The 20,935-nt window shown below is 34.9% G+C and carries 19 protein-coding genes; 9 read left to right on the plus strand and 10 right to left on the minus strand.

The genetic code is table 11. The annotated features are described in order from the left end of the window. Positions 1-13 precede the first annotated feature (13 nt). A complete protein-coding gene (locus tag HYY69_01645; protein MBI3032151.1) occupies positions 14-1,720 on the plus strand; it encodes a carbamoyltransferase in 1,707 nt (568 codons plus the stop codon). A gap of 18 nt (positions 1,721-1,738) precedes the next feature. Here HYY69_01645 and HYY69_01650 read toward each other — a convergent pair whose 3' ends face one another. The 3 genes from HYY69_01650 to nadC form a co-directional block, all read right to left on the minus strand. Next, positions 1,739-2,920, minus strand: coding sequence for a hypothetical protein (locus HYY69_01650; GenBank protein ID MBI3032152.1), 1,182 nt, complete (start codon positions 2,918-2,920; stop codon positions 1,739-1,741). A gap of 152 nt (positions 2,921-3,072) precedes the next feature. Next, a complete protein-coding gene (topA, locus tag HYY69_01655; GenBank protein ID MBI3032153.1) occupies positions 3,073-5,427 on the minus strand; it encodes a DNA topoisomerase I in 2,355 nt (784 codons plus the stop codon). A gap of 33 nt (positions 5,428-5,460) precedes the next feature. Further along, a complete protein-coding gene (nadC, locus tag HYY69_01660; GenBank protein MBI3032154.1) occupies positions 5,461-6,342 on the minus strand; it encodes a carboxylating nicotinate-nucleotide diphosphorylase in 882 nt (293 codons plus the stop codon). A 52-nt stretch (positions 6,343-6,394) separates the two neighbouring features. Here nadC and HYY69_01665 point away from each other — a divergent pair, with 52 nt between their 5' ends. After that, on the plus strand, positions 6,395-7,483 hold the full coding sequence (locus HYY69_01665) for a DNA double-strand break repair nuclease NurA (protein ID MBI3032155.1): 1,089 nt from the start codon (positions 6,395-6,397) through the stop codon (positions 7,481-7,483). 218 nt (positions 7,484-7,701) lie between these two features. Then, entirely contained in the window at positions 7,702-7,947 is a 246-nt protein-coding gene (locus HYY69_01670; GenBank protein MBI3032156.1) for a hypothetical protein, read from the plus strand. Positions 7,948-7,966: 19 nt separating this feature from the next. On the opposite strand, the gene HYY69_01675 is transcribed toward HYY69_01670, so the two are convergent. After that, a complete protein-coding gene (locus HYY69_01675; GenBank protein MBI3032157.1) occupies positions 7,967-8,572 on the minus strand; it encodes a hypothetical protein in 606 nt (201 codons plus the stop codon). Positions 8,573-8,581: 9 nt separating this feature from the next. Next, positions 8,582-9,223 carry a hypothetical protein gene (locus HYY69_01680; protein MBI3032158.1) on the minus strand — a complete coding sequence of 214 codons (642 nt, stop codon included), beginning with the start codon at positions 9,221-9,223 and terminating at the stop codon, positions 8,582-8,584. 132 nt (positions 9,224-9,355) lie between these two features. Between HYY69_01680 and argS the strand changes: the two genes are divergently transcribed. From argS to HYY69_01705, 5 genes are all read left to right on the plus strand, one after another. Beyond that, on the plus strand, positions 9,356-11,065 hold the full coding sequence (argS, locus tag HYY69_01685) for an arginine--tRNA ligase (protein ID MBI3032159.1): 1,710 nt from the start codon (positions 9,356-9,358) through the stop codon (positions 11,063-11,065). Between the two features lie 42 nt (positions 11,066-11,107). Beyond that, positions 11,108-12,121, plus strand: a complete 1,014-nt coding sequence (mnmH, locus tag HYY69_01690; GenBank protein MBI3032160.1) for a tRNA 2-selenouridine(34) synthase MnmH — start codon at positions 11,108-11,110, stop codon at positions 12,119-12,121. Then, a complete protein-coding gene (locus tag HYY69_01695; GenBank protein MBI3032161.1) occupies positions 12,118-12,780 on the plus strand; it encodes a DEAD/DEAH box helicase in 663 nt (220 codons plus the stop codon). Before mnmH ends, HYY69_01695 begins: the two co-directional genes overlap by 4 nt. A 199-nt stretch (positions 12,781-12,979) precedes the next feature. Then, positions 12,980-13,492, plus strand: coding sequence for an LEA type 2 family protein (locus HYY69_01700; GenBank protein ID MBI3032162.1), 513 nt, complete (start codon positions 12,980-12,982; stop codon positions 13,490-13,492). A 35-nt stretch (positions 13,493-13,527) separates the two neighbouring features. Next, on the plus strand, positions 13,528-13,800 hold the full coding sequence (locus tag HYY69_01705; protein ID MBI3032163.1) for an acylphosphatase: 273 nt from the start codon (positions 13,528-13,530) through the stop codon (positions 13,798-13,800). Positions 13,801-13,802: 2 nt separating this feature from the next. Here HYY69_01705 and HYY69_01710 read toward each other — a convergent pair whose 3' ends face one another. Together HYY69_01710 and HYY69_01715 are read right to left on the minus strand one after the other, a co-directional pair. After that, positions 13,803-14,423, minus strand: coding sequence for a hypothetical protein (locus tag HYY69_01710; GenBank protein MBI3032164.1), 621 nt, complete (start codon positions 14,421-14,423; stop codon positions 13,803-13,805). A 101-nt stretch (positions 14,424-14,524) separates the two neighbouring features. After that, positions 14,525-14,980 carry an NUDIX hydrolase gene (locus HYY69_01715; protein MBI3032165.1) on the minus strand — a complete coding sequence of 152 codons (456 nt, stop codon included), beginning with the start codon at positions 14,978-14,980 and terminating at the stop codon, positions 14,525-14,527. 107 nt (positions 14,981-15,087) lie between these two features. On the opposite strand from HYY69_01715, the gene HYY69_01720 reads away from it, so the two are divergent. Beyond that, entirely contained in the window at positions 15,088-15,636 is a 549-nt protein-coding gene (locus HYY69_01720; GenBank protein ID MBI3032166.1) for a nucleotidyltransferase domain-containing protein, read from the plus strand. A 98-nt stretch (positions 15,637-15,734) separates the two neighbouring features. Here the strand turns inward: HYY69_01720 and rlmD are convergent, their stop codons facing one another. The 3 genes from rlmD to HYY69_01735 form a co-directional block, all read right to left on the minus strand. Beyond that, complete coding sequence (gene rlmD / locus HYY69_01725) at positions 15,735-16,847, minus strand: 23S rRNA (uracil(1939)-C(5))-methyltransferase RlmD (protein MBI3032167.1); 1,113 nt, start codon at positions 16,845-16,847, stop codon at positions 15,735-15,737. A 443-nt stretch (positions 16,848-17,290) separates the two neighbouring features. Beyond that, positions 17,291-18,925: a hypothetical protein gene (locus HYY69_01730; protein MBI3032168.1), complete on the minus strand. Its 1,635-nt coding sequence runs from the start codon at positions 18,923-18,925 to the stop codon at positions 17,291-17,293. A gap of 111 nt (positions 18,926-19,036) precedes the next feature. Next, positions 19,037-20,683 (minus strand): hypothetical protein, encoded by a 1,647-nt coding sequence (locus tag HYY69_01735; GenBank protein MBI3032169.1) that lies wholly within the window; start codon positions 20,681-20,683, stop codon positions 19,037-19,039. Between the last annotated feature and the right edge of the window lie 252 nt (positions 20,684-20,935).

Raw genomic sequence — 20,935 nt, forward strand, 5'->3', positions numbered from 1 at the left:
GAGAACAATTGCTATGAACATATTAGGATTATCATGCCATTTTCACGACAGCTCTGCTGCAATTGTGGGAGAGAGTGGACAAGTTTTAGCAGCTGTATCCGAAGAAAGATTCACGAGAAAAAAACATGATAATAGTTTCCCAGAAAATGCTGTTGCCTATTGTTTCGAAGAAGCTGGAGTCACTCCAGGAACGCTTGATGCCATTGTTTTTTATGAAAAACCAATAGTAACATTAGAACGAGATCTTTATGTTGCTGGACGAGGATTTCCAGGATCATGGCGATGGCATAATACTGCATTAGGAAGATGGCTAAATAAGTTATTGAATACGAGTCATGATTTTAGAAAAAAAATCCATGGGTTTGCTGGAGATATTTATTATCCCTTCCATCATCAATCTCATGCAGCCCATACTTTTTTTGCATCACCATTTGAAGAAGCAGTGATATTAACCGTAGATGGTGTTGGCGAGTGGACAACAACTGCTGTTGGTTATGGACATGAAAATCAGGTTACTTTGGAGAAAGAACTGCGTTTTCCTCATTCATTAGGATTATTTTACAGCGCTTTTACCCATTTTCTTGGCTTTGCAATAAATGATGCTGAATACAAAGTAATGGGACTTGCACCGTATGGTGAAAAAAAATATGTTGATATGATTAAACAGCATCTCATTCATATTCTCGATGATGGAACATTCAGATTAAACATGAATTATTTTGGTCATCATGATTCACTGCGAGCAGTAAAGGTAAGAAAGTTTCAAAAATTGTTTGGTATGAGACTAAGAAAGCCTGGCGAGCCTTTAACACAACAGCACAAAGATCTTGCGAGATCAATGCAGGCAGTAACTGAAGAGGTAATGGTAAAACTAGCTCGAGATGCTCAAAAACAGTATGGTCTTGATAATCTTTGTTTAGCAGGTGGTGTTGCTTTGAATTGTGTTGCAAATAGCGCTATATTGCGAGAAAGCGGTTTTAAAAACATCTTTATACCGCCTGGAGCTGGAGATGATGGCGGAGCCATTGGCGCAGCATTATTTGCATATCATTGTTTGATGGGAAGACCAAGAGTGTACCAGCCTGAACTTACTTATTTAGGACCAAAATATACTGATCATGAAATACAAGCTGCGCTTGATAAAAAAGGTTTGAACTATCAACGCATTGATGATGAAAGAACATTAACTGATATGGTCTCTGACTTAATAATTAAGCAAAAAGTAGTTGGATGGTTTCAAGGAAGAATGGAATTTGGTGCAAGAGCATTAGGAAACAGAAGCATACTTGCTGATCCAAGAAATTATGAAAATTGGCAAAGGGTAAATTTAAAAATTAAATTTAGAGAAAGTTTTAGGCCATTTGCTCCAGTTGTAACATACGAAGAAGCAGGAGATTATTTTGATACAACACAGGAAAGCCCCTACATGACATTAGTAGCAGATGTCCATAAAGATAAAAGATCAGTTATTCCTGCTACAACACATGTTGACGGAACAGCGCGGCTGCAAACAATAACACAAGATCAAAATAGCCTGTATTATAGATTAATAAAACATTTTGGTGATAAAACAGGTGTACCAGTATTAATAAATACTTCATTTAACAGAAGTGGAGAACCAATTGTTTGTGAACCGCATGATGCAGTAGAATGTTTTTTAGGAACAGAGATGGATGTTTTAGTAATTGGCAAGTATGTTGTGGATAAACAGAGTAAATAAATAAAAAATGTATTTTAGTTATTTAACCAAAAACTGTTGACCTCGCAAATGCTCTGCAAGCACTTCTGCAACTTGACCTTGCCATTCACCAGTGCGATCATAACCATGGTAAAGATCAAGTCCTAATCGATATGCATTTTGCAATGAAGGCGTTAGATTTATCAAGGAAACTGATCGTGAGCGTAAATACCTTTCGACAGTAGCATAAAGTTGAAATTCTATTTGAAGTTTTTCTTGACCTTCAGGAACAAGCTGTTGATATTTATCACATAACACCATTCCTTTGCTCGGCGAAAGAACAAACACCATGTCAGAATTTAATTTGTCAGCAATATCAATAGCTTCCCCAAGCATTGCTAATGAATGTGACATGGATTGTGGATTTAAAACAGCATGCGTAAGAAGATTATCAAGGGTTTTTGCTTCAGGATCAGGTACAGTGCCATATCTTCGCATAACTTCTTTTGATGCTGCGATTTCAGCTTCTGAAGTGAAAGCTAAATTCCAAAGATATGTTGTTAAAAAACGATCCTTGAAAGGTATATCTGGAAGCTCGTCATCGAATGTTTTTTCAGGAGGTGTTGGATCCTTGTATTTGTCCCAGCCCATTGCTGCATAATAATGTGCTGGATCAAATATAGGTTCTGGAACAAAATCCTCTGGTGAAATACAATAAACTATAGTTCTATTCTTAAAATAATCGGGAAATTCTCTCATTACTGTATTAAATTGCCAAGGCTTATAGCCAAGCATGGAAAAATTTGAAACGGTAGTGCCTAATCGTACTTCCAGTTGTTCAGAGAAAGACTCTGCAGGATAGAGAGAACCAAATGATGATGTTCCACCGACAACAGCAACAGGAGCAGTTTTTCTATCATCACCCTCATCTCTAAAACCTAATTGATCCGCAAGAATAAGAAATGTACCGTGAGGACTTCCTTGGAGTGTATAATGTTCTTGATTATGTCTTCCATAATTGTGTGACGAAAGAACAAAGCCAAGCCGAGGATGAGGTTCAAAAAGTCCATAATAAAAATCATGCTGTTTAGCATAAGCAATTTTATGTCTTTCAGCAAGATCTTCCTGATGAGCCTCAGATTCACCTTTATGAACTACATCAGTCGAAACTACTGCCACTTCAATTCCTGCATAACCAGCAAAAAAAGCAAGAATCCCTTTTAATAAGTTTTTTATTCTCATAATTGTCGATTTATATTAGAAAAAAGTCCCAAACCAACCGTTTCTCTAACATAAATACTAACCCCAACAAAGTTACCACTAGGTAGTAATTTAAAATATATAAATGTTTCGATAAAATAAAACCAAATAAGAGATAAAAATGAATAAATAAACTATTTTTTATCTGTTTTTTTCTTAGCCATTCTTTTAGAAACTGTTTTTTTAGCAGGCTTTTCAGCTGAAGCAACTTCAGTTTCAGAAGCAGTTTCTTTTTTAGACTCTTTAATTTTCTTCTCCTTTGGCTTGCTTTGATAAGGCGCTCCTATAGTTCCATCTTTGTTAATCTTGGCAACGGTTCTGCATGCTGGATAACCAGAACACCCATAAAATTGCCCGTAAAATGACTTTCTCAAGATAATTTCTTTGCCACAGTTTGGGCAGGGCTGAGGTAATTTTTCAGGTAATTGCTGGACTGAATTAATTGTTTGTGTATCCTGAACTTTAGAAGCGCAGTCTGGACCAATGCAAAACAATTGAGGGCGTTTTCCTCTTCTGATAACATTGACTTTTGGCAATCCACAAGTATCGCATACTTGGTCAGATGTTTTAATAAGAGCATTGCTTGGCAAAGTAATAGTGACATCACATTGAGGATATTGATCACAAGCAATAAAAAAACCGTATTTCCCACGTTTAATCATTAATACCCCTTTATGGCATTTATGGCATTCACCAACAGTATTCGCAATTCGATCTGATTCACGATAGGCATCAATAAGCTCACTTCCTATTTCTTTTTCTTCCTGCTTAAATTTATGAAGAAGTTTTGTTAAAACATCTTTTGCTTCATCCAAAACTTCCTGATTTTTTTTAGTTCCTTGTTCAATCTGATCCATTTCTTCTTCAAAGTGGCGTGTTAATTCTTGATCCAAAATTTGAGGAGAATGTTTTTCTAAAGTTTCAACGGTATTAATTCCTAATTTAGTCGCTTGAATTGGCTGACCAGTTACATAACCTCTATCAAAAAGTGTTTCAATAACAGTAGCTCGCGTTGCTTTGGTGCCAAGATTTTGCCGCTCTAATTCTTTAATGATAGATGCTGGTGTGTATCGCTTAGGCGGTTGTGTTTCTTTATCATGTAGCAATACATCGTTTACTTGCACGGATTCTTTTTCTTGAACATGAGGAAGTTCAAGCTCTTCTAATTTAACATATGGTTCATAAAAAATATGCCATCCTTTTTCAATAGTGCGAGTTCCTTTTGAAAGAAAAGCTTCTCGTTCAATATCTAAGGTGATAACTACGGTCTCTCGTTTAGCAGGATCTGCAAACGTCGCAAGAAAACGCTTAGTAATAAGATCATAGATTTTCTGCTGGCGCTCATCAAGAGAAGCATTCTCTCCTGTTGGATAAATTGCCGGATGTGCTGAATCAGTTTTCTTGCCTTCATGAGGAATCAATTCTTTTTTTGCAAGGAGCTTGGTTGCTAATTCTTTATAAACCAAATTACTTTGCAATTTTGTTAACAGAGTTTTATAACCAAGCTCTTTAGGTAATTTCTGTGAAGAGGTTCTTGGATAGGAAATAACACCGGCAAGATATAATTCTTGGGCAATAGCAAGCGTGATATTTGGTTGAATTCTAAAGCAGCGATAAGCTTCAATTTGCAGACTCGTTAAATCAAAAGGTGTTGGCGGTGACTGGTCAAATTGAGAAGTCTCTAATTTAACAACATAACAAGGCTTGCCTTTGACTTTTTCAAAAATCTCAACTGCTTTTTGCCGCTCATCAAATTTATCTTGAATATGCCATGCTTCAACAACTGTTTTATTTTTTTCCCATAACAGCTGCAATTGCCAATAAGGCACAGGCACAAAAGCAGCAATTTCCTTTTCCCGGTCAACTACTATTTTTAAAGCTGGACCTTGAACTCTGCCCGAAGAAAGAATTTTGAATGAACCAGCTGATTTTACTGCTAAGGACAATGCTCTGCTAAGATTAATGCCGTAATACCAATCTAATTCATGGCGAGTAAGCCCTGCATTCCCCAAACCCCAATTTAAAGTTTTTGATTTAGTTTCATAGGCTTTTCGCAATTCATCTTTAGTTAGAGTTGAGAATTTCATACGCTGCGCATCATTACGCTTGCAGACATATTTCACAATATTTAATCCAATAACCTCTCCTTCAATATCATAATCGCAAGCTACAGTAATCTCACGAGCATCTTTTGCAAGTTTTTTTAAGGCAGAGACATATTTAGAAGTATATGCTGCGCCTTTAGAAGATTTACTCGTTTGCTCCCAATAAACATCAAAGATAGGATATGTCCACCCTTTTTTGTCTTTTTCAACAACAGTAAATAAATGACCAACAGCGCAGCCAACAACAATATCTTTATTGCCATGAGTTACTTTGTAGTATGGTGCGCCTTGATGATTTTCTTTAATAGGCTTGCCATCTGCCAAAGCTTCAGCTATTTTTTGAGCTGCATTAGGTTTTTCAGTTATTATTAACTCATAAGTCATAAAAAATAAAAAACTAAGTTATCATTTATAAATTTATGGTAAAGAAGTTATAGCAATATCCATATCTAACGACAAAGCATTCATAGTTAATGCTGCCCCGACTGAAATAAAATCCACGCCTGTTTCCGCAATACTGCGAATAGTATCAAGATTAATGCCGCCGGAAGCCTCAATCTTAATATTTTTGTGATGCTTGATATTAAAATGTTTAACAAGAGCTACGCCATCTTTAATATCATTAGCTGACATGTTGTCAAACATGATCATATCAATAATAACATCCTTAACTTTAATAAGCAAAAGCAATTCATCTAATTGTTCTAAAGATTCAATTTCAACTTCGATAGTCATATGGGGATCTTGCTCTCGGATAATTTGAACTTTTTCAACGGCATTAGTCAATGAGCCTGCAAGCGATATATGATTATCTTTAACTAAAACCATATCATAAAGTCCAAAGCGATGATTACTGCCACCGCCAACTTTAACAGCATACTTCTCAAGGATGCGATAGCCTGGAATTGTTTTTCTCGTGTCTAATAATACTGCGGAAGTATGGGCAATCTGTTCAACAAAGATATGCGCTGTTGTTGCAACTCCTGATAACCTTTGCAAGAAATTAAGCAGGGTTCTCTCAATAGTTAAGAGGGCATTAACATTTCCCTGAAGTTTGAGAATTTTATCGCCTTGATGTATCATATCTCCATCCTGCTTCAATGGTTGAAAATTAATATCTGGATTATACAAGGCAACAAGCCGTTTAACAACTTCGATACCGCAAAGAATTCCAGGAGCTTTTGCTCCAACAACTGCTTCTGCCTGTTTATCAGGAGTGGCAATAAGATTAGTAGTAATATCACCATTCCCAATATCTTCATCAAGCGCTAATTTCAAGAGAGTATCTAAAGCATCCATCAGCTTAAGAAAAAGAATGCAATTTATATATATTACGAAGTTACAGATGACTATGGATATACTAAAAGAATTATTAGGAACATTAGCAATAAAATCACCTGCGCCTAGTTCACCGAATGAAGAAAAAATGATGTTTTCTTCACAAGGATATGAAGCGCTGCCATTGCGCCAAGAAAATTTCCACCCTATTCACGACAATAATTATAATTATTGCCGCAATGATAAAATTTGCTTTATTGATGGAGGAAATAATGAATTGCTGGAAGCACCAAATTTCTCAATTCAACTAATAAGAGTCGCAGCAGTAGTGATAGAAGAAAATAAAACAAGAAAAATAATAAAAGAGGAATATTACTTGCTCGCAAGAACAATCATAAAAAATAATGCTATTTTTTTTAGTGTTGATTTCTTTCCTTTAAGCAAGCAAAGCGCATCTATTTTTCCAGAGAAAGATGATCTCTTGATAAATGCAAATGATATAACGATAAAAACGGGAAATGAACGTGCTGAAATCGCAAAAATGGGGGAAATAGCAAGAAAATTTTCAGAATTGCGCTTGGCAAAGAACATGATAGCAGAATTGAACAAAAATGATATCATTATCCTCGACAATCATTTAAAAAGTATGATCACCAATGAAGATAAATATTGGCAGGAATTATATGAGGAAGGAATTAAGAACAATGTTGTTATCGCAGGATTATCTAAGACAACAAATCTATTGACAACATCAGGAAATAGTGCTATTGGAGCATTGTATGAATTAGCGCCAAAAAACATTAGATCATGGTATTATTATCCTTCAGTTAAGATTACCAACACTCAGCATCAAGCAGAGATGTATTTTGTAAAATTACATGAAAAAAGCAACTATATTTTTAAATTTGAAATATACCAAAAACAACATACACCGGATGCAGTAAAAGATATTCTTGAAAACATGGCTAAAAATAGCAAAGATTACATTTTCCCCGGTTATCCTTATGGATTAATAGTTGTCGACAAAGAAGCGCGTGTTTCTGAACAAGAAAAACAATATTATAAAATGAAATTAACCGTAATAACAGGAAAACAAGATGAAGCATTGCAAACATCAGTGAGAGCAGAAAATGCGCACGATATACTAGATAGCATTCAGTAAGATTACAGAGAACTTTGCAAAATTATGGTTACTGCCCATTTCGTGAGCATTTTCGAAAGACTTATCGAGCAATTTTCGAGGTTCCAGAGAGAAAATTGCCTTGTTAAAAGATTATCTCAATGCGAACTGGCAGTAACCCGAGCTTTGCGAGTATTTTGCAAAGTTCTCTACAGAGTTATAGAAAAACTTTATATACGACCATTCTTAGAACAGAAACCATGGCTACGGGAAGTGAATTTGGAGTATTAGAACCATTAGTAAAACTAGTTTCATCGGCAATAGGAAGCTTAAAATATGTTCTTGGAGGTATTTTTGGCATTTATGTTGTTCTGGTGATTGTAAAAATATATCAGGGATTTGTTTTTAGAAGAGAATTAAAAGAATTAAGAACTGATATTAAAAAAATGCGCGAAAGCGTGCAGCGGATTGAAGATTTTCAAGAAAGACATGTAAGGAAAGTATAATTATTTATTTAATACGTACCTATTTGCGATCATAAGGTCGTTCTGCACCAACAGGTGGTATTTCAAGCAATCCTGAATCACGTCTCCTTTCAGCAGCAAGAAACTGATGAGGAGCTGGAACAACAGTCACAGCTTTTTGATCATAAGGAAGATGAGTTGCTACCATTTCAACAAGAGCATTAAAGCTTTTCCTAACAAGATCTTTATCAAAAACTCCATTTGCACCTCGTGAAAGATAGGGCGCCAAATCTACTCCTGATGAATATAACATCATTGGTCTTGCAGACGCGCCTAATGATTGATGAAATCCTGCATGTATTGCATCTATTCCTCTTCGATCTCCACCAAAATATCTTGCTGCTGTATCTTGTGGAGACCGAACACCTCTTACGATCTCTAAAAATATATCTCCATCAAATTCAGGCATCTCAAAATCGCTAAGAATACCATCAGGAAGTTTGCTCTCAAGACCAGCTTCCGCTAATCTGAGAAGCCCATGTTTGCCGCTGTCAGCAGTAATAATCCCATAGTGTCTCCCGAGAACAACACTTGATAATTCCAGATCTATAGGATTATCATCTACAATTAATAACAATGGTTTTGGTGGTTGATAAAGATTGGACATAATATTCACTTAAACATACCCAGGCGCATGAACTCTTTGGGCGAATTCACGGCGTGCTTTCTCAGATATTGCTGAATAAGGATCAAGTGGACGGGATAATAATTTGTTAGCTTCTGTACGTAATCTAGTTTCATCAACAGTATAATCTCCCTTATTAAGAGGTATATCACGAGGAAGACTTCCTACACGCTGCCTGCTTCTGCGAGAAAGTATTGAATTAAAGGTAGTAGCTAAATCTCTAGTTTCAGCATCAATATATGAACTTGGTAGCAGAAGAACATTAGTTGGTTGATCATGTTGAGAATAATGTTTTTTAAAATCAGCATATTCTTGCTCGTCTCCTTCAAAAAGATATGTTTCAATATCTGATTCATGCGGTATTGTGCCAACTCCAGTAATCAAGGTGGTCAGATCCAAGCCGGTAATATCAAGTGCGTGATCAAGAGAAGGATGATCAACTACCGGAAGATCGACATTTGTTACGACTAAGGGAAGCTTAAAACCATGCTCCGCCATAAATTTCATAAGCACTAAAGCTTGTAAACCATCACCAGCTGTTACTATAGGATAACCTCTATGACGAAGATCTCCTAATAAAGCATCCCTTATTTCTATTTCTGGTTCTACAACAAGTATACTTGGTTTGTACATAAGATGAAATTTCAGGAGGTAGTATTTAAACCTTTGTATTTATTTATAAACATTATATAATTTATATATGGCAATTTAAATGTACTCTGAAGCAGAATACATTTAAAGGTGTATAATCTATTTATAAACAGTATGGATAAATATCGTAAAGAAATCGAGGATCTTTTAGAGAAAGAGCTTAACAAAAAAGAGATTGTTCTTGAAATCCCTAAAGAGAGCAACCTTGGAGACTATGCTTTTCCTTGCTTTATATTAAGCAAAGAACTTAAAAAAAGTCCCATGATTATTGCGCAGGAATTAGTGCAAAAACTGACACCTTCTGAGCATATGCAGAAAATAACGGCAAATGGCCCTTATGTAAATTTTTTCATGAACAAAAAAAGCTTGGCGAAAACAGTAGTAAAGGAAATTTTCACAAAAAAAGAAGATTATGGAAAAGGAGAAGAGAAAAAAGAGCGTGTGATGATTGAGTTTAGCCAGGCAAACACTCACAAAGCATTCCATGTTGGTCATGTGAGAGGTACTTCTATTGGTGAGAGTTTAGTGCGAATATTACACCACTATGGCCATGAAGTGATTAGAGTAAATTATCAAGGGGACACTGGTATGCATGTTGCAAAATGGCTGTGGTGTTATTTAAAATACCATCAGAACGATGCGTTTGATAAACATACCAAAGCAACATGGATAGCAAGTGTCTATGTTGATGCAGTAAAAAGATTATCTGAAAGCAAAGATGCTGCCAATAAAGAATTTGAACAAGAAGTGCTTGAAATAAATAAAAAACTTGACAATAAATCAGATAAAGAGCTTCTTAAACTCTGGAAAAAAACACGGGCATGGAGTTTAGAAGAATTTGAAAGAATCTATCAAGACCTTAACACGAGGTTTGACCATTATTTTTTTGAAGGCGAGATGGATGAGCCTGCAAAGAATATTGTTCATCGGATGATAGAAAAAGGCATTGCAAAAATAGATGAAGGGGCAGCAATTATAAATCTTGAAAAATATAATCTAGGAATTTTTGTGCTTCTCAGAAAAGACGGCACTGCTCTTTACTCTTCAAAAGATCTTGCATTGGCAGAAATTAAATTCAACAAATACAATATTGATAAAAGCATTTATGTTGTGGGAGCAGCGCAAACACTTCATTTAAAGCAGGCCTTTAAAACATTAGAAATAATGGGATTTAAGCAGGGAGAACTTTGCCGGCACGTTGCATTTGCTGAAGTAAGATTGCCATCTGGAAAAATGTCTTCCCGTACAGGAGAAAATATTCTTTATGAAGACATGAAACAAATGGTGTTTGATTACACACGAGAAGAAACACTGAAACGGCATATTGATTGGGAGAAAGATAAGATCGAAAAGACAGTCAAGGCAATTAGCATTGCTGCAATAAAATTTGATATGCTTAATAGGGACAACAATAAAATGATAGTATTTGATGTCAAAACCGCTTGTGATTTTGAGGGCGAAACAGGTCCTTATCTACAATATGCTAATGCAAGGATTAACAGTGTGTTAAAAAAATACGGAAAAAAAGCAGCAGGAGATATAGACGTTGCATTATTCAATGAACAAGAACAAAAATTAATCGTATTGCTAAGCAGATTTCCTCTTGCAGTCGAAGAAGCAAGCCTTCAATTAAAACCAAGTATCATATGCAGATATCTGCTGGATCTGTGCCAGTTATTTAATGAGTATTATCATCAAACACCTATTTTGAAAGCAGAACATGAAGCATTAGTAAAAGCAAGAACTTTATTGTGCTATAATATAGGGACTGTTATCAAAAAGGGGCTCGATTTATTAGGAATAGAAACACCAGAAGAGATGTAATTCTGAAAGAGACTTTATAAATTAAAACAAGTTCTTACCAATATGGTTGAAAAGATAACTATCCAAAAATGTATTGATCAAAACTTTGTCTTTTTCGACACAAGAACGCCAAACGAGTTTGCCGAAGATCATATCCCAGGAGCCATAAGCTTGCCTTTATTTTCTAATGAAGAACGGGCGATAGTTGGAACGATATACAAGCAAGTGGGAAAAGAGCAGGCGATTGAAGAAGGAATTAAATATTTTTCAGCAAAACTTGATACTTTTTTTAAAGAAGTTAAACAGTATAAACAACAAAAAATAGTGATCTATTGCTGGCGTGGAGGGATGCGTTCAAAAGCAGTTGCTAGTTTTCTTGAAAGCATTGGTTTTGATGTTTTTCAGCTTGAAGGAGGACATAAAGCATATAGAACTTATGTTCGAGAGCAACTGCCAAAAATAAGCCTCCCTAAAAACATCTTGGTGCTGTGGGGATTAACAGGTGTTGGAAAAACTGAATTATTAATCACGCTAAAAAAACAAGAGTATAATACTCTTGATCTTGAAGGATTAGCCCAGCATAGAAGTTCAATGTTTGGAGGCATTGGCTTAAAACCAAGAACGCAAAAGATGTTCGAATCATATTTATTTCAAGCATTAAAAACCCTAGAAAATAAAAATTATGTTTTTACTGAAGGTGAGAGCAAGAAGATTGGGAATGTGCAGATACCTGATTTTTTAATGGAAAGTATAAAAAAAGGAATTAATATTCGCGTTAACGAGAATATTGAAAAAAGAGCAAAAAGAATAACAAAAGAATATTATCAAGACCCTGAGATGATTGAAGAAATTAAAAAGATAATTCCAAAAACAAAGCAAAAAGTCGGTAAACAACAGGTGCAAATGATGCTTAATGCGTTAGAACAAAAAGATTTTATAACAACCAATAAAATTCTTTTAGAATATTATTATGATCCATTATATAAATACACCATAGATGCCATTAAATATGAATCTATTATTACTAATGACATAGAAGGATTGAAAAAATTAAAAGAACTTGTAATAACAATATGAAATTAGAAAAATTAAAGGACAAAATCCCTGAAAAAGTATACGCCAAATTAGTAGAAAGAAAATTTAATGAGCTTTTGCCTTGCCAAGTCAAAGCAATACAACAGGGGCTTTTTGAAGACAAAAATCTATTGGTTTGTACACCAACTGGTTCAGGAAAAACCTTAGTTGCAGAATTGGGGATTATTAATGCTATTTTCCATGATATTGGTAAAGCGATTTACATTGTGCCATTAAAATCATTAGCTTCTGAAAAATTCAAAGAATTTAAACAACGGTATCCAAACATTAAGATTGCGCTTTCCATTGGGGATATTGATAGTTCAGACAGTTATCTTAAAGAATATGATCTTATTTTATGCACCTCTGAAAAGTTAGATTCATTAATAAGGCATCAAACACCTTGGTTAAAAGATATTAAAGTAGTAATCGTTGATGAAATACATTTGCTCCATGATCCAGAACGCGGACCAACACTTGAAATTATGATTACTCTTTTGCGCCATGTATTAAAGAATATTCAGATCATAGGATTATCTGCCACTATTGGCAATCCAGACGAATTAGCAGCATGGCTTGATGCAGAACTGGTGATAGATACTTGGAGACCAGTAAGATTAGACAAAGGTATTTATTTAGAGGGGAACATTGAGTTTGTATAAACAGTTCGTAATAAGTCCTCTTTGTTTTTAGTGCCAGTTCAGCTTTTGAAGAGTATTTCAATTGGATTTTTCTCTCTGGCACTCCGAAAAATCCCCAATCTCAATTTGAGAAGAGCTTCACGAAAGAGGCACTAAAAACCCAGACTTATTACGAACTATAAACAGAAAACTATAAAAAAGACTATAGCTCAAACAAAGCATGACACAGAATTATAATCCACTAGTATATGGATTAGTGCTTATGGTGATTGCATTAAGCGCAATATTCCTTTTAGGCAATAACTTAACAAAAGTAACCTTAGTAACCTTTGAAGTTGATGAGATTGGAGGCTTTAGTGACAAAGGTTTTACGATGAATGGCACAGTTACTTTAAAAAACCCGAGCAGAATAAGTGTCTCTATTGATAGTATCAACTACGACATTAGCCTGAAAGAAACAGGTGATATACTCAGCTCAGGAGTTATACCAAGCTTTGTTTTGGAAAAGAACGCGGTAACTACTGTTCCTTTCCAGCAAAATGTTGGTTGGAATATTGGCTTAAAACAGGCATTTTCTTTAAGTAGAAAAGAAAAAGTTGAAGTACGCATCAATGGCATGATTAATATTAATGTTCCTGGTGAAAATTCGTATCAAATACCTTTTGAAAAGACAATTGATATTAAAGAAAAAGTCAAGGAAATTCTCAAAGATAAATTAAGCTTCTGGAATTAATAAAATATAAGAAGAAGAAGAGTAAACAGTAATATATGATAAGACATAACCAGATCATTGTTCACGGAAGAGTACAAGGTGTTTTCTATAGAAGACATACCTTGCAAAAAGCAATAGAATTAGGAATAAAAGGTTTTGTGCAAAACAAAGATGATGGAGCAGTGTATATCGAAGCAGAAGGAACAATTGACCAATTAAAAAAATTAATAGAGTGGTGCAAACAAGGTCCTGATGCTGCTAAAGTAGATAAGATTGAAGTTAAAGAAGATAGTATCAAACAATACCATGATTTTATTATCAAGTATTAAGGTTAAGGATGCTGTTGAGAAACAAACTTATCAATAGCTTGTGGAATTGCAGTTCTAAGAATGTCAATATAATCTCTCCCTACACGGTTAATTGATTGTTCTTCTAAATTAGGTAATGGTCTTATCCCAAGTAAATAATCTGGAAGTGAAACAATTTTTGGATGACTATTTGCACCATTATAAAGTTGTTCTGCGCGTAGAACATGCTCTTCTCTCAAACCTAAAACAAGTGCAACGCCATCTCGCACTTCAGTTTGTTTAGGTGTAAAAGATAGGGGTGAATTTAATATCCGATGAAATTCTAAACGATGAGTAATATTAATTCCAAGCAATGTTTGATGTTGTTCTTTTGCACGCTGATTAATATCAGTTCTATAATCCAGATCACTATCATATCTCTCTCGGTCTGGTTTTAGTACTTGAGAGAAAACTCTTGCATGATCAAAAATATAACAAACAAGATCATAATTCCAAGCATCATCTGGAATTTCTATCAATAAACCTGAAGAAGCCAAGGTTACTTTATCTCCTAAATGTTGATCTCGAATATGAACATCTCCAATACACTGTGCAACTTCAGCGCCAGTATGAAAATCTGAGACAATTTCTATAAGTTTTGACATCACCACCAACTCGCTACTTACAAGGAAATGCATACGGATTTATAAATACTTATGGAATATTTTTAAATAGAGTAGTAGTATAACGTAGTATCGCATAATACCTACGCTGTTATTTCTGATTTATCAAGGGTTAACAAAGTAGATAAAAAGGCTTCAACAACATCTAAAGCTTGACTATCAATAGGCGCCATTTTCAAATGACGAGCTTCTGACAAAGAAAACAACCCTAACCCATCTCCTTCGTGTACATGAAATTGGCTGAGATCGCCTGAAATAGGAGTAACAAAGATTTCATAAGTAATATACCATAATTCCAAATCTTTGATATGTTTCATAATTTTATTAATCCCGCCAAGATATGGTAAATTTTGAACATCAAAATCTAATTCTTCTTTTAACTCTCTTCGAGCAGCTTGCTCTTTAGTTTCTCCTGGATCTATGCCACCACCCCAAAATGACCATTCTTCGCCCCATTTGCTAATAGAATGACGTTTTTGAAGAAGAACCTTGCCTTCTTTAGTGTAAGGTACAATAATAGCAATAGTCCGTGTTTTCATAGATCATTATTACAATAAATAATATATGAATTTATGGTATATATAGTATATTCAAATTGGTGAGAAAACACAATATTTATAAAATAGTTCCCATTACAGGAACTATTATGGAAAGTAAGGAAAAGAAATTATTACAATTATTTTTTGAAGAACCAACAAGAGAATGGCATTTTGAAGAGATATTGAGAGAAGCTGAAATAACTCGAAGCAAAGCAGACAGATGGCTCAAACAATTCATAAAAGAAGGATTGATTAAAAGGATAAAAGAAAAAAGAAAAATGCCTTATTACATGAGTGATTATGAAGCTTCAGCATATAAAAATAGGAAAAAATTATTTGCATTAGATATATTATATCAAAGTGGACTTTTAAATCACCTTAGTTCATTAAAAAAAGCAGAGACTATTATTATTTTTGGGAGTTTTGCACGTTCAGACTGGTATAAAAATAGTGATCTGGATATTTTTATTTATGGAAATGCAGATGGTTTGAAGATAGCAGATTATGAATTAAAACTACATCATGAGATACAACTATTTATCTGTCAAACGAAAAAAGAACTAATTAAATTAGGCATCGGCTTAGTAAAAAATATTATTAAAGGAAATATCATTAAAGGAAATATTGACTTTGTAAAGGTGAATATAAATGCCTGAGTACTTAACGCAAAAAGAAGCATTTCTAAAATGTAAAAAAGAAGGAAAATTTATGGTAATAGAAGAGATTAAAAAAAGATTAAAATAAAAAATAATTTCTAATCAGTTTTCCTAACCAGTTCTACTATCGCTTCACTATGCGGTGTTTGAGGAAATAAATCAAACAGTGCTGCGCTTTTAAGCTGGTATTTTTTAAATTTTTTAACATCTTTTCCAAGCTGCTCAATATTACAAGAAACATAGATAATCACTTCTGGTTCGAGATTCTTAAGTAGTTCAATAGTTTTCTCACTCATACCTGAACGAGGAGGATCTGTTATAACAAATAATGGTTGTTGGAGATTTAATCGTTTAATATGTTGCGCGTCTAAGACAAATGCTTGTACATTTTTAACCTCGTTATTAACAATATTTTGATTTGCAGCATCAATGCATTCTTTAACGCTTTCAATCATAGTAACCGTCTTAAACAGCCCAGCATTAATAATCCCAAAGGTGCCAACACCTGCGTAAAGATCAAGAAGATGTTTGTGAGCAGGTTTATAAGATTTTAAAATAGCATGAACGTGCTGGTGCATTTTTTCTGCCATCCTGAAATTGTTTTGGAAAAATCCTTGCACTGAGTAAAGAAATTTTTTTCCTAAGTACGTTTCCTCAAGCATATCCTTGCCTTTGACAACAAAAAAATCAGATGAAATACTGACATCACTTTCAGGATTCGCATAGGTAATGATAATATTATTCGCTATTATTTTTGCAGCAAACGCTTTAATCTTTTCATGAGCTTCTGCTATTTTTGTTGATTTTTCGTTGAGAACAAATGAAATAGATGAATCATACTCAGGAGTTCTAATCACCGCATATCTATACGTCCCAGTATGTTTATGGAGATCAAAACTATCAACACCTTTGAAGAAATCTCTGATTTCATTCAATAATTGATTTAATTTGCTATTTGATATTACACATTGTTGTATGTCAACAATGCTATACCATTTTCCTTTTTCTCTAAAGCCTAATCCATGAGGATGAAAGATGAGATCCATACGATTGCGATAATAATAGGGTTGATCATCAACTACCGTAATATCAGAAAAATCAATGCTTCTTGCTAATTGATTTTTTTTATTGATGATTTGTGTTTCATATTCAATATGCTGGCTTGTACAGCCACCGCATTTACCAAAGTATTGACAGAGTGGAGATGACATAATATTGAAAAATAAGTAAGGATTAATAAAGCTAACTTTATTTTGTATGTATTAAGTATGGGGTTTTAGTGCCTACATTCTTAGTTCTGTCCTGAATGTATTGCGCAGCAATATACCATCAAAGAAAGTCAAATGTTATCAAACACTTTCTTTGATCAGTAAAGTTTTTGGTGCCATGCTGGTGATTATCCTTCAAATTAATACGTGGGAAAAAAGGAAGTTCCAGTGGGAATTTTTTCTTTGTTACACACAAACGGGATAATCACGGCACCAAAACCGAGGCTATGCCGAGATTCAGGACAGAACTCCTTTTTGTGAAGCTCTTCTTAAATTTATATTGGGGATTTTTCGGAGTGCCAGAGAGAAAAATCCAATTGATATACACTTCAGAAGCTGAACCGGCACTAAAACCGAAGAAGACTTAATACGTACTTTAGTTTAAGTTATCGCACTATTTTACTATACACATTTCCCTTGAAAGCTTCTTTAATAGTATGCTCAAGATAAGCTTTCCACCCACCTTCAGGAAGTTGAATAACATGATCTTGATCAATAACATGCCTGTATCTATTTGAAGTGCCCTCTTGAACATACATTTCTTCAGGAGCAATGTGAACAACAACAATTTCTTTAACCTTCTTGCATTTATCACGGAAATAACGCAATGCAGAATCTTCCATTAAATGCCCGGCTGTTCCATCTGCTACACCAGTATAATAATTAGTTCCTTCACGAGAAATGCGTCCTTCTAAAAGATCATCAACTTCAACAACACCATAGGAATTATTATGTGCTTGAACTTCTTTCCAACTCTCTAAATCCGCGCATTTATTATTGTTAGGATTAAAAACAAAACCACGATAAGGATCAAAATCATAAATACGATCGGTTCTTTTAATTAAAACAACTCGTTCAGCGCCATAAAACTCTGCAAGAGCAATCGTATGAGTGTCTGAATCCTGCAAGGGAATTTTATCTCTAATGACTATCCAATGTGGTGCAGTACCAAGAAGAAGTATCCTGCGTGAAGAAGAATCTTTACTCACGTAATAAAATGCATCACCGGGAACGTATTTCGCTCTTCCATGTTTTTCTGGATGATCACGATCAAATAATTGCTTAAGAATTTTTAGATTAAGCTCTAATGCTTCTGAAATACGTTTAGGATGATCCCAAGCAAACGAAGGATCATCCCCATATTTTGCATAGCTATCTTTAAGGATATCACCAAACTGACCAGCACCAGTGGTAACTAAAATCCTATTGACCTGAGTTTTTTGTCTTACCCTAAGAGATTCTGGACGATCCTGATGAATTTTACTTAGTGCTTGGCAAACTGTTCTTAAATTAGTACTGCCTCTATTCTGACGATCATAATCATAAGCACTTCCTCCTATTTTAACAACGATGAGATTTGCCAAAACAGATGGTTGTCGAAAAATTTTAGCAAAGGTAGCATCGTGTAATTCTCTTTCACTGGATATAAAGTAATGCAATCCAGCACGTGCACATCTTCCTGCTAAAGCATCATCTAAACTATATTTTGCAAGAACTTTTTGTACTTGTTTACAAACATACTCACGTATAGGAAATTTTTCAGCAGGTCGAGACCTTGCTAGTTTCTTTCCCTCTTTTTCAGCTGTTCTTGTTGTTTCAACTATAGTATCTGCCAAGTATTCTAATGGTTCACCAAGAGCCATCTGTGGCATAAAAGGATCAATAGCATGAACACTTCCAATAGTTCCTCCGCTTCCTTCTAAACGTAAAGCATCAAGTGTATACGCAACAAGGGAGTAACTCAAAGGACTTGCTTTTAATGTTTCAATAATTTGTTTTAAATCAGTAACTATTTCAATCTTAATCGGATCAAAACCACCGTAACCAAAAACAGCATGTAATAAATTACTACTCCTATCTGAAGCTACCTTGAACCTTGAATCTATTTCTTTACGGAAATATTCAGGAAGAAGAGCTACAGAAGGCAATAGTTGTTCTCTTTGATTTGGATCACAAACAAGAATTCGCGCTTCAAGATTTCGATCATCTTCTCCAATTGCTACTTCATCTTCAACTCTCATGTCACTCACCGAGAAACACTTCTTTATTTTTAAATCTTAACCAATTTACCACTAAGAATAGAACAATATATACTATATATAGCAAATCGATATATAATGCTTTTATAGACGCTACTGCCTGACAATAGTGCTGTTTGCTCTTCCTCTCACTGCGTCTCGAATTGTTCGTCTAAGATAAACCGGCCAACCACCTCTTGAAAGTTGAAGTTGTTCTCGTGTAATAACATGACTAAAACCATCATAGTTACTTTGATGGTAAAGTTCATGAGGAGCAACATGAACAACGACAATTTCTTTTAAACGAGTACAACGATCTCGAAAATATTCTAAAGCTGAAGTTTCCATCAGATGGTCTCTTGTTCCATCAGCAAGTCCTGTTATTCCGGTTCCCTCTCGTAAAATCTCATTATTGATAATTCCATTTACATTGACAACTGCATGTCTCCTGTTATGTCTTTGTGCAGAACGCCATGCATTTAAATCTGCACAACCATAGGGTGGTTTATAATCAGGCTTAAAACCCCTATACGGATCAAAATTGTAAATTCCATCAGTTCGTTTTAAGAGAATTACTCGTTCAGCTCCATATAAATCAGCTAAAGCAAGTGTTTGCGTATCTGAATCTGTCAGAGGGATTCCTTGCTTTACCATGATCCAATGCGGAGCAGTAGGTATTAAGGGAATAGCTTGCGAAGTTTGAGTTTCATTAATACGATAATAAGCACCAGAAGTAAGTAACTCTGGTTTTCCATAGCTAGTTGATTTATCTGGCTTAAATACTGGATTAAATAAACAACTTACTGCCTGTAGATTATTTTCGAGAACATGAGCAATTAATAGGGGGAATTCCTCTGGTAAACGTGGGTGTGATCTTGAATATACTTTAAAGAGTGTTTTATAAAAATCACCAGCAGGACCTGCGCCAACAGTAATCAATATTCTCTGAACACGAGTAACCTCTCTTCTCACTCTTCTCCCTGGTTTGTGAATAACATCTTTATGGACATGTCCATCTGAATCTTTCCAAGTTTTCGTTTGTGAATAAGGTGGAATATACACCTCTTCATAGCATAAACGTTGAGCATGAAGTTGACTAAGTTCAGAACAAACAATTCCCAAGTTAGCTTCTAAAGTATTTTGGATAGTAAAATCTAACGCACTGCCACCTATCTTTACCACAACAAGATTAGGTAAAGGATGAAGCTGTTTGAAAATCATTCCATGAATAGCTGCTTTTAATTGCTCATCATTTGCAGCAGAATATAATATACCTGCACGCTCAGATTTACCTAAAACAGTAGTATCTACAACGTGTTCGTTTACTGCTGCTTTAACCCAAGTATCAATTAGGAGTTTAAGATGCTCTGCACTCATCTCATTATCAAATGATTCTAGACTTATAAAAACATCAGTAATAATAGCATCAGTTAATTCAGCTCTGTAATCACCTAAAACCATCTGTGGCATAAAAGGATCGTATTTATGAATTCTAGCAACAGAACCCATACTTCCAGATTCCTTAAAGATACTAACAGGATAAACAACGAGAGAATAATAAACAGGATCATGATTTAAGACGCGTGTAACAAGATCATCAATGTAATTAATAGTTGATAATTCTACTGGCTTACCGCTGCCTTCCACATCAACAGTACCTTTACCAAAACGTTCTTCGAGATGGTGTACTACTTGTTCAGTAATCCCATATTCAGGATCATAAACCAGTACTCTTGCTTCTAAACCGTTTACTGTTGACATGTCACTCACCGAGAAACACTTCTTTATTTTTAAATCTTAACCAATTTACTACTAAGAAAGAGAAAAATAATCATTTTTGCTGTCTGCTTCTTCAACGTCAGAATCAGACAGCTTCTTGTCACGCACCTTTCATGTTCTCGTACAGCATCAGCAAATGACTGCCAGCTGTACGTTCAGAAGCCCTGCCGCTTGGTTTAGCATTCAATTTACTCCCATTGTGTTCAACAACTTCATTTGTTTTGTTTTGCATAA

Source organism: Candidatus Woesearchaeota archaeon (assembly GCA_016192995.1).
Taxonomy (GTDB): domain Archaea; phylum Nanobdellota; class Nanobdellia; order Woesearchaeales; family DSVV01; genus JACPTB01.

Bases quoted from the DNA above. Each gene is read 5' to 3' on its own strand.
- HYY69_01645 (MBI3032151.1), top strand. From the start codon at position 14: ATGAACATATTAGGATTATCATGCCATTTTCACGACAGCTCTGCTGCA.
- HYY69_01650 (MBI3032152.1), bottom strand. From the start codon at position 2,920: ATGAGAATAAAAAACTTATTAAAAGGGATTCTTGCTTTTTTTGCTGGT.
- topA (MBI3032153.1), bottom strand. From the start codon at position 5,427: ATGACTTATGAGTTAATAATAACTGAAAAACCTAATGCAGCTCAAAAA.
- nadC (MBI3032154.1), bottom strand. From the start codon at position 6,342: ATGGATGCTTTAGATACTCTCTTGAAATTAGCGCTTGATGAAGATATT.
- HYY69_01665 (MBI3032155.1), top strand. From the start codon at position 6,395: ATGGATATACTAAAAGAATTATTAGGAACATTAGCAATAAAATCACCT.
- HYY69_01670 (MBI3032156.1), top strand. From the start codon at position 7,702: ATGGCTACGGGAAGTGAATTTGGAGTATTAGAACCATTAGTAAAACTA.
- HYY69_01675 (MBI3032157.1), bottom strand. From the start codon at position 8,572: ATGTCCAATCTTTATCAACCACCAAAACCATTGTTATTAATTGTAGAT.
- HYY69_01680 (MBI3032158.1), bottom strand. From the start codon at position 9,223: ATGTACAAACCAAGTATACTTGTTGTAGAACCAGAAATAGAAATAAGG.
- argS (MBI3032159.1), top strand. From the start codon at position 9,356: ATGGATAAATATCGTAAAGAAATCGAGGATCTTTTAGAGAAAGAGCTT.
- mnmH (MBI3032160.1), top strand. From the start codon at position 11,108: ATGGTTGAAAAGATAACTATCCAAAAATGTATTGATCAAAACTTTGTC.
- HYY69_01695 (MBI3032161.1), top strand. From the start codon at position 12,118: ATGAAATTAGAAAAATTAAAGGACAAAATCCCTGAAAAAGTATACGCC.
- HYY69_01700 (MBI3032162.1), top strand. From the start codon at position 12,980: ATGACACAGAATTATAATCCACTAGTATATGGATTAGTGCTTATGGTG.
- HYY69_01705 (MBI3032163.1), top strand. From the start codon at position 13,528: ATGATAAGACATAACCAGATCATTGTTCACGGAAGAGTACAAGGTGTT.
- HYY69_01710 (MBI3032164.1), bottom strand. From the start codon at position 14,423: ATGTCAAAACTTATAGAAATTGTCTCAGATTTTCATACTGGCGCTGAA.
- HYY69_01715 (MBI3032165.1), bottom strand. From the start codon at position 14,980: ATGAAAACACGGACTATTGCTATTATTGTACCTTACACTAAAGAAGGC.
- HYY69_01720 (MBI3032166.1), top strand. From the start codon at position 15,088: ATGGAAAGTAAGGAAAAGAAATTATTACAATTATTTTTTGAAGAACCA.
- rlmD (MBI3032167.1), bottom strand. From the start codon at position 16,847: ATGTCATCTCCACTCTGTCAATACTTTGGTAAATGCGGTGGCTGTACA.
- HYY69_01730 (MBI3032168.1), bottom strand. From the start codon at position 18,925: ATGAGAGTTGAAGATGAAGTAGCAATTGGAGAAGATGATCGAAATCTT.
- HYY69_01735 (MBI3032169.1), bottom strand. From the start codon at position 20,683: ATGTCAACAGTAAACGGTTTAGAAGCAAGAGTACTGGTTTATGATCCT.